This is a genomic window from Pseudomonas sp. CF161 (assembly GCF_000416215.1).
Lineage (GTDB): Bacteria > Pseudomonadota > Gammaproteobacteria > Pseudomonadales > Pseudomonadaceae > Aquipseudomonas.
This window is the reverse complement of record NZ_ATLP01000083.1, coordinates 151,466-164,549: the sequence shown is the minus strand read 5'-3', so window position 1 is coordinate 164,549 and position 13,084 is coordinate 151,466. Positions and strand designations below refer to the sequence as shown.

The 13,084-nt window shown below is 63.4% G+C and carries 9 protein-coding genes and 1 tRNA gene; 3 read left to right on the top strand and 7 right to left on the bottom strand.

Going from position 1 to position 13,084, the window contains the following annotated elements:
• Positions 1–3: 3 nt before the first annotated feature.
• From CF161_RS16085 to CF161_RS16060, 6 genes are all read right to left on the bottom strand, one after another.
• Positions 4–80 (bottom strand) — tRNA-Met (locus CF161_RS16085).
• A gap of 85 nt (positions 81–165) precedes the next feature.
• Positions 166–1,623 (bottom strand): amidase, encoded by a 1,458-nt coding sequence (locus CF161_RS16080; RefSeq protein WP_020297664.1) that lies wholly within the window; start codon positions 1,621–1,623, stop codon positions 166–168.
• A 61-nt stretch (positions 1,624–1,684) separates the two neighbouring features.
• Entirely contained in the window at positions 1,685–2,731 is a 1,047-nt protein-coding gene (locus CF161_RS16075) for an extracellular solute-binding protein (protein WP_020297663.1), read from the bottom strand.
• 27 nt (positions 2,732–2,758) lie between these two features.
• Positions 2,759–3,568 carry an ABC transporter permease gene (locus CF161_RS16070; RefSeq protein ID WP_043229596.1) on the bottom strand — a complete coding sequence of 270 codons (810 nt, stop codon included), beginning with the start codon at positions 3,566–3,568 and terminating at the stop codon, positions 2,759–2,761.
• Complete coding sequence (locus tag CF161_RS16065) at positions 3,565–4,485, bottom strand: ABC transporter permease (protein ID WP_020297661.1); 921 nt, start codon at positions 4,483–4,485, stop codon at positions 3,565–3,567. The genes CF161_RS16070 and CF161_RS16065 overlap by 4 nt, the downstream gene beginning before the upstream one ends.
• Positions 4,486–4,500: 15 nt before the next feature.
• Positions 4,501–5,619 (bottom strand): ABC transporter ATP-binding protein, encoded by a 1,119-nt coding sequence (locus CF161_RS16060; protein ID WP_020297660.1) that lies wholly within the window; start codon positions 5,617–5,619, stop codon positions 4,501–4,503.
• A gap of 249 nt (positions 5,620–5,868) precedes the next feature.
• On the opposite strand from CF161_RS16060, the gene CF161_RS16055 reads away from it, so the two are divergent.
• Complete coding sequence (locus tag CF161_RS16055) at positions 5,869–6,771, top strand: LysR substrate-binding domain-containing protein (protein WP_020297659.1); 903 nt, start codon at positions 5,869–5,871, stop codon at positions 6,769–6,771.
• 120 nt (positions 6,772–6,891) lie between these two features.
• Here the strand turns inward: CF161_RS16055 and CF161_RS33670 are convergent, their stop codons facing one another.
• On the bottom strand, positions 6,892–7,572 hold the full coding sequence (locus CF161_RS33670) for a methyl-accepting chemotaxis protein (RefSeq protein ID WP_371106532.1): 681 nt from the start codon (positions 7,570–7,572) through the stop codon (positions 6,892–6,894).
• Between the two features lie 1,708 nt (positions 7,573–9,280).
• On the opposite strand from CF161_RS33670, the gene CF161_RS16045 reads away from it, so the two are divergent.
• Positions 9,281–10,498 carry an MFS transporter gene (locus CF161_RS16045; protein ID WP_020297657.1) on the top strand — a complete coding sequence of 406 codons (1,218 nt, stop codon included), beginning with the start codon at positions 9,281–9,283 and terminating at the stop codon, positions 10,496–10,498.
• 232 nt (positions 10,499–10,730) lie between these two features.
• The gene (locus CF161_RS16040; protein WP_020297656.1) at positions 10,731–12,785 is read left to right on the top strand and encodes a TonB-dependent receptor domain-containing protein; all 2,055 of its coding nucleotides are present in this window, start codon (positions 10,731–10,733) and stop codon (positions 12,783–12,785) included.
• Positions 12,786–13,084: the final 299 nt, after the last annotated feature.

Below are 13,084 nucleotides of genomic sequence, written 5' to 3'. Positions count from 1 at the left end.
ACTTGGTGGCTACACAGGGACTTGAACCCCGGACCCCAGCATTATGAATGCTATGCTCTAACCAACTGAGCTATGTAGCCAAGTGGCGCGCATTATTCGCGGAGAACGACATTGCGTCAAGCCTTTTTGTAAGAAATTTATCTACGCTATCAACCGTTTATCCAATTACCCCCGACTCAGCAGTGGCGAAGGGCAGCGCTGGAACCAGCGGCTGGCCTGTTCGTAGGCGTGTGCCAGTTGCAGCACGGCGAAGTCGGCCTGGTGCCGGCCGATGATTTGCAGGCCCATGGGCAGCCCGTCGGCATTGAAGCCGGCCTGCACATTGGCCACCGGGCAGCCGCTCAGGGTGCCGGGGATGACCACTTCCATCCAGCGATGATAGGTGTCCATGGCCACGCCCTGGATGCTGCGTGGCCAGGGGATGGTTTTGTCGAACGGGAACACCTGGGCGCTGGGCAGCAGCAGAAAGTCGAAGCGCTCGAACAGTTTGCTGATGGCGCGGTACCAGTGGCTGCGGCTGACCGAGGCGGCGTACACCTGGCTGGCGCTGAGGCTGAGGCCGTTCTCCACTTCCCAGCAGGCTTCGGGTTTGAGCCGGGCGCGTTTTTGCGGGTCGGCGTAGGCCGCGCCCAGGGAGCCGGCCACCAGCCAGTGGCGCAGGGTGCGCCAGCTGTCCCACAGCTGCTCCGGGGCGAAGTCGACCTGGGCCACCTCGACGCTGCAGCCCACGGCCTCGAAGTCGGCGAAAGTGGCTTGGCACAGTTCGAGGATGCCTGGCTCCATCGGCAGGTAGCCGTTGAAGTCGCCGAGCCAGCCCAGGCGCGTGCCCCGCAGGTCGCGCTCCAGGGGCTCGACAAAGGCGGCTCCGGATTCGGCGATGGACAGCGGCGCTCGGGCATCAAAGCCGGCCTGTACCGACAACAGCAGGGCGGCGTCACGCACGCTGCGGGCCATGGGCCCTTCATAGCCGAGCTGGTCGAAAAACAGGTCGCTGCTGTCATCGAACGGCACCCGGCCCTGGGACGGGCGAAAGCCGAAAATATTGTTGAACGCCGCCGGGTTGCGCAGCGAGCCCATCATGTCGCTGCCGTCGGCCACCGGCACCAGGTGCATGGCCAGTGCGGCGGCGGCACCACCGCTGCTGCCGCCGGCCGTCTTGCTCGGGTCATAGGCGCAACCGGTGGCGCCGAACAGCGGGTTGTAGCTTTGTGAGCCGAGGCCGAATTCCGGGGTGTTGCTCTTGCCGATGATGATCGCCCCGGCGGCCTTGATCCGCTCGACCATGATGCCGTCGCGCTGCGGCACAAAATCTTCATACAGCGGTGAGCCCAGGGTGGTGCGGATGCCGTGGGTCAGCGACAGGTCCTTGATCGCGTGGGGCAGGCCGTGCATCCAGCCGTGGTATTCGCCGCGCGCCAGCGCTGCGTCGCGCAGGTCGGCCTGGGCCAGCAGCGCCTGGGCCGGTTGCAGGCTGATCAGGGCATTCACCGACGGGTTGAAGCGCTCGATATGGGCCAGGTAGGTCTGCATCACTTCGCGGCAGGAAACCTGACGCAGGCGAATGCGTTCGGCGAGTTCGTGGGCCTGCAGCAGGACCAGTTCGCTGATGGGGTGTGAAGTCATGGTGATGCTGCCTTGTAGACGGCTTGAAGAAAGCGCCCCGCCGCAGCGGGGCGGCCGGGGGTCAACGCATCAGGTTGGTCCACAGGCGGTCGGCCAGACGGATGGCGCCTTCGCCGCAGGTCTGGCTGAACACCACCTTGGTGCCCTCGGGAATGTGCAGCTCGGGGGCGTCCTTCAGGCCCGCGTCGAGGAAGGGTTCGACGCCTTTGATCGGGCTCTGGTGCTTGAGGAAGTTCTGGGTCATGGCCGCGTTTTCAGGCTGGCTGAGGAAGGCGATAAAGGCCCTGGCGTTCGCCGGGTTCTTGCTGCCCTTGGGGATGACCATGTTGTCGACCCAGGCCAGCACGCCTTCTTTCGGGTACAGGTACTTCAGGCTCGGTTTCATCTCCCGGGCGCGCATCGACGAGCCGCCCCAGAACATCGACATGTCGATTTCGCCGGCGGCCAGGTTCTCGCGGATGGAGCCGGCCTTGGAGCTGTAAGTCTTGACGAAGGGCTTCTGCGCCTTGAGCAGGGCCAGCACCTGTTGCAACTGCTTGGGGTCTTCGCTGCACAGCGGAATGTTCAGGTACAGGCTGGCCATGTCGATTACATCGCTGACCGAATCGAACATGTTGATCCGCCCCTGCAACTCGGCCGGCGGCTCATACAGCACCTTGTAGCTGTCGGCCGGGCCCGCGTAGCGCTGGCTGTCGAGTACCACGCTGGTGGTGCCCCAGATAAACGGCATCGAGTAGGCGCCGTCCGGGTCCCAGGTCGGCCGTTGCAGGTTGTCGACCACGCTGGCGTAGTAGGGCTGCTTGATCGGGTCGAAGCGCTCCAGCAATTGTTCCTTGATCAGGATCGGCACGAACTGGTGCGAGGGAATCGCCACGTCGTAGCCGGTGCCGCCCTGCTTGAGCTTGGCCAGCAGGGTCTCGTTGGAGTCATAGGAATCCACCGTGACTTCAATGCCGCTCTGTTTCTGGAACTTGGCGAGGATCTGCGGCGAAAAGTAGCCGCTCCAGCTCACCACGTTGAGTTTCTCCGCCGCCTGAACGCTGCCGACCATGGTCAGTGGCAGTGTCAGTAACAACGAGGCGCCGAGGCCTGCAATCAACTTGCTCATGCTATTTCCCCACAGTGCTTGGAAGGTTCAGGTTTTCTTTTTGCCCAGCAAATAAGAGAGGCTGACGAACAGCACCGAGACGCCGAGGATCAGGGTCGAAACGGCGTTGACGTCGGGGGTCACGCCCATGCGCAACAGGCCGAAGATAAAGATCGGCAGGGTGGTGGTGCCGGCCTGGGAGACCATCATCGAGATCACGAAGTTATCCAGCGAGACGATGAAGGCCAGCATCAGCCCGGAGAAAATCCCCGGCATCAGCAGGGGCAGGGTGACCTTGCGAAAGGTGCGCCAGGGGCCGGCATAGAGGTCGGCGGCGGCCTGTTCCAGGGACAGGTCCATGTCGTTGAGCCGGGCGCGGATCGGCAGGTAGGCGAACGGGATGCAGAACACCGTATGGGCGATGATCAGGTTGCCGTAGCCCAGGGACAGGCCGATGGTGGAAAACAGCGCCAGGGTGGCCACGCCGACCACGATTTCCGGCAGCACCAACGGCAGCATGATGGCGCCCATGGACAGTTGCAGGCCCTTGAACTTGGCGCCGCGCGAGGTGCCCAGCGCCGCCAGGGTGGCAATCGCGGTGGCGATGCTGCTGGCGCAGACCGCGATCAACAGGCTGTTGCCCGCTGCCTGGCGCAAGGCCTGGTTGGCAAAGGCGGCGCGGTACCAGTCGAGGCTGAAACCGCTCCACACCGTGGCCGACTGGTTGGCGTTGAAGGAGAACACCACTAGCACCACGATCGGCGCGTAGAGGTACAGGTAGAACAGGAAGCTTGCGCCACCAAAGCCGGGGAAGTCCTGCACGCCCAGGCCGTTTCGCTTGAATAGACGCAGCATCATGCACCCTCCCGGGCAACGCGCTGGCGCTGGGCGCGCAGGGCATACAGGGTCAGGACCAGCATCACCGCCGCCATCAGCACCAGCGACAGCGCGGCACCGAACGGCCAGTTACGGGCGTCGCTGAACTGACGGAAGATCAGGTTGCCAAGCATCATCCGCGTCCCGCCGCCCAACAGCTCCGGGGCAATCATCGCCCCCAGGCAGGGCACGAAGGTCAGGATCGCGCCGGCGATAATTCCCGGCCGGGCAATCGGCAGCACCACCTTGCGCAAGGTGCGCAGGCGCCCGGCGTACAGGTCCTGGGCCGCCTCCAGCAGACGCGTGTCCATTTTTTCCAGGGTGGCGTAGATCGGCAGCACCACGAATGGCGCGTAGGTGTAGACCAGCCCCAGCAGCACCGCGCCGTCGGTGTAGAGCAGTTGCAGCGGCTGGTCGATCAGGCCCAGGCCGAGCAGGCTGTTGTTGATGACCCCGGTGTTGCGCAGCAGCAGGATCCAGGCGTAGGTGCGGATCAGCAGGTTGGCCCAGAACGGCACCGTGATCAGGAAGATCAGCAGCCCGCGGCGGTGCACCGGTTGCATGGCCAGCCATACGGCCACCGGAAAGCCGATCAGCAGGGTGATCAGGGTGGTCAGCCCGGCAATGCCGATCGAGCGCAGGGCGATGACCAGGTAGGAATCGGTGAAGGCCAGGCTGTCGTCCAGTTGCCGCTCGAACAGCAGCGAGGTGTAGGCGTCGCTGCTCAGGACCTTGTTGACCCCACCGTAGGGGTTGGCCTCCATCAGCGAGTAACCGATGACGATCAGGATCGGCACCAGCAGAAACAGGCCGATGGCGAGCAGCGCCGGGCTGACCCCGAGAAAGCTGTGCAGGGCCCGGCGACGTTCCAGGTTGTGAGTGATCGGTGAAGCGTGCATGGCGAACCCTCGTGCTCAATCCAGCAGGACGCTGGCGCTGCCGCGGTCGAAGTGCAGGCCGGCGTCACTGCCGACGGCAAACCGCTGGCTGTGGTCGACGCTGTTGGGGGTGCGCACGGTGAGGCGCGACCCGTCGCCGAGGCTGACCTGGTATTGCAGGTCGGTGCCGAGGTAGATCTGCGCCTCGATGCGGCACGGCAGTGCGCCCTGGCTGCCGGCCGGCACCAGGTGCAGGCGTTCCGGGCGTACCGACAGCGCCACCGTGGCGCCGACCTGGAGCTCGCTGCAGGACTGGGCCGGCAGCGGGTGCCCGGCCGGGCCGGCGAACCAGGCCAGGCCGGCTTCGACGCGGGTCACGGTGCCCTGGATAAAGTTGGTTTCGCCGATAAAGTCGGCGACAAAACGGTTGCGCGGTTGTTCGTAGATATCTTGCGGACGGCCCACTTGCTGCACTTCGCCTTCCGCCAGCACGGCAATGCGGTCGGACATGGTCAGGGCTTCTTCCTGGTCATGGGTGACGAAGATAAAGGTGATGCCGGTCTTGGCCTGGATCGCCTTGAGCTCTTCGCGCATGGCCTGGCGCAGCTTGAGGTCGAGTGCCGACAAGGGTTCGTCCAGCAGCAGGACCTTGGGATGCGGCGCCAGCGCCCGGGCTAGGGCCACTCGTTGTTGCTGGCCGCCGGAGAGCTGGTTGGGACGGCGCCCGGCGAAGCGTTCCATCTGCACCAGGGCCAGCATTTCGCGAACCCGCTCCCCGATTTGCGCCTTGCTCAAGACCTTGCCCATGGGCTGCGATTCAAGGCCGAAGGCCAGGTTCTCGGCGATGCTCATGTGCGGGAACAGGGCGTAGTGCTGGAACACGGTGTTGACCGGGCGCTTGAACGGCGGGCGGTCGGCGATGTTTTCGCCATAGAGCAGGATCTCGCCCCGGGTCGGAAATTCGAACCCGGCAATCATCCGCAAGAGGGTGGTTTTACCGCAGCCGGAAGGGCCGAGGAGGGTGAAGAACTCGTTGTCGCGGATGTCCAGGTCGATGTTTTTCAAGGCCACCGGGCCGTTGTGCGGATCACCGTAGACTTTGCGCACCGAGCGGATAGACACCGCCAGCGTTTGCAGCGAATGCACAGCATTCATGCGTAACCTCCGATTCCCCCATCGCCTGCGAGCGCCCGGAAAAGGGCGGTGGCGTCAGGCCATGGATATTATTTTTCTGGGCAGGATCGAGATGTGTTTCAGGTCTGTTGCGAGCCGCTTTTTCGGGCCCTTGAGGTGTTTTTCTTATTCTGCTGTTGCGCCGATTATCAGTGAGGGGTTGCGGGGGCGAAACTTCAATTTTAACATAGCAGCTGTTAAATAATTTAATAGCAGAAGGCGTGCCCGGCCATGGTTGAACAGCGTTTGCCACCGATGAATGCGGTGCGTGCCTTTGATGCGGCGGCGCGGCTGGGCAGCTATGTCGAGGCGTCCAAAGCCCTGCACGTGACCCAGCCTGCCATCGGCCGCCATGTGAAACTGCTGGAGGAATGGCTGGGGGTGCAGCTGTTTGAACGCACCTCACGCGGGGTGATCCTGACCACCGCTGGGGCGACTTATCACCGCAAGGTTGCCCAGGCGCTGCAACTGATCATCGAAGCCGGCCAGGAGCTACAGCCAGGGGATCGCGAGCGCTGGCTGCGGATCATGGTGGTACCGGGGTTCGCCAAGCGCTGGCTGACACCGAGGCTGGAAGCGTTGCGCCATGTGCGGCCGGGATTGAAGTTCGCCATCGAGCCTAATTCGACCTTTGCCGAGGTCGATGCCAAGCACTGTGATCTGGGGATCGCCTACGGCCTGGACGGCCAGTACCCCCAATCCCGGGCGAGCCTGATTCGCCCCCGGGTGTTTCCGATCTGCACCCCGGGTTACCTGGCCAGCATCGAGCCGATCAGCAGCCCCACCGATTTGCTCAAGCACAACCTGATTCACTTCGATGACGGTGAGTGGTGGAACATGTGGTTCGCCGCCAATGGCCTGGACATCCACATCGGCTCCGACGTGCTCTACGTCAATAACGACCATGCCTTGTCCGTGGCGGAAAGCGGGCAGGGCATCGCCCTGGCCAATGAAGTGCTGGTGCGCGAAGAGCTCAAGGCCGGGACCCTGGTACGTGCGCTGGAAGACCAAGTGCAACTGGAGAGCTACCGCGTGCTGACGCCCAATGGGCAATGGTCGGCGGACGTGGCGTGGTTCACCCAGTGGTTGAAAACCGAGCTGGAAGCGGATTTCCCCGAGGCGCGGATCACCTAGGCGCTGCCGCCAGGCTGCGCTGGCCCTCAGAGCCGCCGTGATTGACCTGACACCCCACGGCGCTCTTCCCCGGGCCAGCGCAGCCTTGCAGGCTCGGCAGCGGCTACAGCAGCTACGGGCTTATGCCAGCTGAAACCGCCCGGTATTGGCACTCAACGCGCGGCTGCCCTGGCTCAGGGTGTCGGCGGCGAGGTTGACGGCGCGGGCGCCTTCCAGCAAGCGTACGGCGGCCTGATCCACCTGCTGGATATTGCCGCTGACTTCATCGGCGGTGCAGGCCTGCTCCTCCACGGCGGTGGCGATGTGCGCCAGGGTGTCGGTGACGCTTTGCACGGCCTGGGCAATTTCCTCCAGGCGTTCGCCCAGGCCGGTGACCGCGTGCGCATCGCTCTGGGCCTGGCCGCAGGCGGCTTGCATCAGGCTCACCGCTTCATTGACGGTGCTGCGCAGGCTGTCGACGGTGCCGGCAATCTGCGCGGTCGACGACTGGGTGCGTTGCGACAGGCTGCGGACTTCATCGGCGACCACCGCAAACCCACGGCCCTGTTCCCCGGCCCGGGCGGCTTCGATGGCGGCATTCAGGGCCAGCAGGTTGGTCTGTTCGGCGACGCCGCGAATGGTGTCCACCACCAGCTGGATCTGTTGCCCTTGCTCGCTGACCCGACCCAGGGCCGCGGCGGTTTCATTGAGCCGTTGATTGAGCTGCTGGATGCTCGCGGTGGTGCGCTGGCTGTCGCGACTGCTGTCGGCGGCAATGCGCTGGGTGTGTTGGGCGCTGCCGGAGGCTTGCTCGCAACTCATGGCCACGCCCTGGGACGTGGCGGCCAACTGGGTCGCGGCGGTGGCGATCTGGCTGATCTGCTGCTGTTGCGCTTCGACCTCGCCCAGGGCCCCACTGGAGTGATCGTTAAGGCTGCGCACGGCATTGCTCAGTTGCAGGGTTTCATGGTCCACGCCCTGCAGGCTGCTGCGTAACTGCACCACCGCCACATTCAGCGCGGTACTGATGGCGGCCAGTTCGTCGCGCCCGTGCACCGGCACTTGCAGGTACAGGTTGCCGTCACGCAGGGCCTCGGCCAGTTGGGTGATGCCGCTGGCGCTGCGGCGGATCGAGGCTTGCAGGCAGATAAACAGATACAGCGCCGCCAGCAGCAGCGCACCGAGCACCGTTGCCACCAGGATGAACTGGCGCACCGCGGCGCCCTGGTAGTGTTCCAGGCGTAGATCCAGCGAGTTCAGCGAGTCCTGACGCAGGCTCGCCAGATTGCCCAGCAGGCCGTCCAGGCTGCGTTCGAAGTCTTCCGGCTTGAGGTTGATGCTGCCGCCGAACACCCCGTCGTCCAGCACCTTGAGCCCGGCGTCGAGCTGCTTGAGGCTGTCGTGATAGTGCCCGGCCCAGGCTTGCAGTTCGCTGGGCAGGCGCGCTTCGAGCAGGCCGGCGGTCTTCACCAACTGGTCGCGGGCATCGCCGATACGGCTGCGCAGGTCGCGCAATTGCAGGCGGCTTTGCAGGGTGAACTGCCCGGAAACCACCGACGCCTGGCCGACGCTGGCCAGACGCCCGACCCGCTCGATCAGGTCCGGTGCATGCTGGGTGGAGATCTGCGTCAGCAGGTAGGTTTCCAGCCAGGGGGCGAGGGTCAGGCGATTGTCCATGACGATCTGCTCGCGCAGCGCCTGCAGCGCACTCAAGGCGGCGGTGAAGCGATCGTAGCCGTCCGGCCACCAGCCAACGCTGCTCAGGCTCTTGGAGTCCAGGCCCGTGAGCGCCGCTTGCAAGGCCTGGTAACGGGCCAGGGTGTCGCCCGCGGCACCGGCGGTCTGCAGGGCGGCGCCGAGTTCGACCATGGCCTGGTTCAGCGCCGGTTGCACACCATCGAAGGCGGCCATGGCGGCCAGGGTCGCCGGGGTCGGTTGACGATTGGTTTCGGTGGCGCGCCAGCGGGCGGCACGGTCGCGTTGCGCGGCCAGCAGGTTGTCCAGATTGTTGAGGGCCAGCAGCTGATGCACCCCGGTGCGCTCGCCGGCGATCAGGCTGAGCTTGTCGCGGTAGTCCTGGCCAATCATCCACAGGCTGACCAGCAGCGGCAGGATAAACAGCAGAAACAGCAGCTGGAATTTACGGGCGAAACCGAAACGCCCGAGCAGCCGAATGCCTGGTGAAAGAAAAAGATGCATCCCGACAACTCCCCCGGGCACTACGCACCATTGGCGTGCGGTCAGGGCGGTGTGGCCCGTGACCCGTGCCCTCGTAAAAGGCCTCGAAAAGCTCGCCAGTGCAGCCGTTATCAGGCCGGCGCTGTGGCGATACTTCCCATTTTCCGTCCCCTTTGTAAGGGAGGCGGGGTGGAAACAATCCCGGAGCAAGATTCAGACCATGGCGTTACGCTATCAGTGGCGGATGATCAGGATAGGTACTTAGCAAGCTAAGGGGATGGCGTTGCTGCACCTAAAAATGGCACATTGATGCACCTGCAAATGTGCATCCATTCGTTGTACGGAAACTCTCATGGCTATCAGCAACGTTCAGTCCGCCGCGACTTCGGTCCCCGCGTCGGCGCAAAGCAGTCCCCTGGTCATGCGCATCATCGGCGCGGTAGCGCTGGCGCATCTGATCAACGACCTGATTCAGGCCGTGCTGCCGTCGATCTACCCGATGCTCAAGCAAAGCTACGGCCTGACCTTTACCCAGGTCGGCCTGATCACCTTGGCCTTCCAGTTGACGGCGTCGTTGCTGCAACCCTGGGTCGGTTACTACACCGACCGTCATCCCAAACCCTACCTGTTGCCGATGGGCATGATCTGCACCCTGATCGGCATCCTGATGATGTCCCAGGTCGGCAGCTTCCCGTTGATTCTGCTGGCGTCGGCGTTGATCGGCATCGGCTCTTCGACCTTTCACCCGGAAGCATCGCGGGTGGCGCGGCTGGCTTCGGGCGGACGCTTTGGCCTGGCACAGTCGACCTTCCAGGTCGGCGGCAACGCCGGCACTGCCTTCGGCCCGCTGCTGGCGGCGGCCATCATCATTCCCTATGGCCAGGGCAATGTGGCCTGGTTCGGCCTGTTTGCGGTGTTTGCCCTGGTGGTGCTGTATGCCATCAGCCGCTGGTACGCCAACCACCTGCGGCTGTTCAAACTCAAACAAGGCCAGGCGGCTACCCATGGCTTGTCCAAAGCCCGGGTGCTGAGCGCGCTGGTGGTGCTGGGGCTGCTGGTGTTCTCCAAGTACTTCTACATGGCCAGCTTCACCAGTTATTTCACCTTCTACCTGATCGAAAAATTCGACCTGTCGGTGGCCAGTTCGCAGCTGCATCTGTTCCTGTTTCTTGGCGCGGTGGCGGCGGGGACCTTCTTCGGCGGGCCGATCGGCGACAGGATCGGGCGCAAGGCGGTGATCTGGTTCTCGATCCTCGGGGTGGCGCCGTTCACCTTGATCCTGCCCCACGTCGACCTGTTCTGGACCAGCGTCCTCAGCGTGGTGATCGGCTTTATCCTGGCCTCGGCGTTCTCGGCCATCGTGGTCTACGCCCAGGAACTGGTGCCGGGCAACGTCGGTATGATCGCCGGGGTGTTCTTCGGCCTGATGTTCGGTTTCGGCGGCATCGGCGCGGCGCTGCTGGGCTATCTGGCCGACGTGCGCGGCATCGAGTATGTGTACCGGTTGTGCGCGTATCTGCCGCTGTTTGGCATCTTGGCGATCTTCCTGCCGCGTAGCAAAAAAGCCTGATCGACCTCGGGCTTGCCGCGATCCGTCAGCGGCGTTGCTGATGGATCGCGAGTCACTCAACTCCTCCCTCTTTCCAGCAATCGGCCCGCCAGTACGGGCCGCAAGCGTTGCTGAGCGCTCTACGACAAAGGTTTCAGGTTCTTTCTGTTTCTAAATGATATTCATTTGCATTACACTCGCGCCTTCCTCAATGCACCGTAACAGTGCATTGGCTCGACAAGGACCGTTTGTAATGCGACCTACCCCCTGCCTTTTCAACTCACTTTTCCTCACCGCCGGCGTCATGCTGGCTGCCCCGACGCTGCATGCCGAGGAGGTTGTCGAGAACAGCTCCCCGGCGGTTACCGAGCTCGACACTTCGTTTGTGACCGCCACTGGCGCGGCGACGGATATCCGCGACGCCCCCGCCAGTGTCAGTGTGATTTCTCGTGAAGAGATCGAGCGCCAACCGGTGTACGACCTCAACACCCTGCTGCGCCGCGTACCCGGCGTGACCGGCGGCTTCGGCCCGGTGGGCGAGCAATCGAAGATCAAACTGCGCGGCCTGGACGACAAGTACACCTTGATCCTGGTGGACGGCAAACGTGTCGGCAGTTCGGCTGACACCAGTTACCGCCGTGACCTGGCGCGCCAGGACCTGAACTGGATCGCGCCGAGCATGATCGAGCGCATCGAGATCGTGCGTGGGCCGATGTCTTCGCTGTACGGTTCCGACGCCATGGGCGGGGTGATCAATATCATCACGCGCAAGGTGTCCAAGACCTGGAGCGGTTCGGCCAGCACCAACATCACCGTGCCCAAGGATTCGGATCGCGGCCAGACCACCCAGAACAGCCTCAACCTGGCCGGCCCGCTGACTGACTCCCTGGGCCTGCGCCTGGGGGCCAACGTGACTCGCCGCGCTGCCGACGAGGTCGAGCCCCGGCGCGATGCCGCCGGCGACTACATGTATGGCGACGGTGCCGGGGGTTCCAAGGACCACAGCGTGAACGCCTTGCTCGACTGGAAAATCAACGACGAGCAGAGCCTGTCCCTGGAAGCGGTGCACGGTGTCGAGCGCTCATGGTCATCGAAAAAGACCTTTGGCGATTACGACGAAACCATCGGCGAAGGCTTCGGTGCCGGGCGCCTGATCCGCGACAGTTATGTGCTGTCCCACACCGGCGACTGGAGTTTCGGCAGCACCAAACTGGATGCCTACTTGAACAAGTTCAAGAACGACATCGAGTGGGGCAAAGCCAACTCCGAAGAAAAAATCGTTGAAGGCAGCCTCAATCTGCCGTTTGAGTGGCTGGTCAATCAGAGCCTGACCCTGGGCGGTCAATGGAAGCGCGAAGAACTGACCAACAGCAACACCCTCGGCACCGTGCCGGTGGACTACCAGGGCGCCCCGGTCAACGGCTCCAGCTTGAAAGCCGACTACTCGGCGGCGTTTATCGAGAATGAACTGTTCCTGCTCGACAACCTGTCCCTGACCCTGGGCAACCGCTTCGACCACAGCGACGAATACGGTAACCACAACAGCCCACGGGCCTATCTGGTCTATCACCCGCACCCCGACTGGACCGTGCGTGGCGGTATCTCCAAAGGCTTTCGCGCGCCCAGCCTGAAAGAGGGTAGTGCGGGCGCGGCGACGGAGTCCGGGGGCCGCGGCTGTGGCTCCCTGGTGGTCCTGGGGTACGGCTCCGGCAGTTGCTGGATGGCGGGCAACCCGAACCTGACGCCGGAGACCAGCACCAACAAGGAGGTCGGTGTGTCCTTCGATCACGGTGGCTGGGAAGCCGGCTTGACCTACTTCCACACCGACTTCACCGACAAGATCGAATACGCCGCACTGGGTGAGTACCAGGGACGCTGGTGGACCATGCTGGAAAACGTCGACAAGGCGCGTACCCGTGGCTGGGAAGGGACGACGCGGGTGCCCTTGGGTGACTCGGTGGACTGGCGCACCAACGCCACCTACATGCTGGAGAGCCGAAACCTGTCCACCGGTGAAGACTTGATCAGCTCACCCAAGCTGTCGCTGTTCAGCGCCATCAACTGGCAGGTCAATGATCAGCTCAACACCGAACTGTCGGCGCAGCATGTCGGCAAGCAGCGGGGGATTGGCGATGATTTCACCCAGTCGTACACCACCTACGACCTGACGGCGAACCTGGCGCTGACCAAGTGGCTGAGCCTGAATGCCGGGGTGCAAAACCTGCTGGATGAAGATCCACGGGATGGGGCGACGAATTTCTATGTGCCCGGACGGGCGTTTTTTGCGGGGGCTACGACGTACTTCTGAGGTTGCCAGGTCGGACCAGGGGAGGGCAGTGCGGCAAGCGCATTGCCTGCCGCAGAGCGGCAGCTTTTTGCCTCCCTGTGCGCACCGGGTGAGTGATTTTTTACCGCCGAAAAAGCGTTTCACCCGCAATGCCCCCTGCCCAACGCCTTGTAAAGCTGAAGTCAGCGCGCCATGTCAAAGTTGGCATAACTTCTGCTGTATAAATAAAGCGCGTCAATAAACTGGATAGTAAAAGGAAGCGTGCCTATACAAGGCATTGAACATATCCAGGCATCACCAATCACTTATGGATATACGAC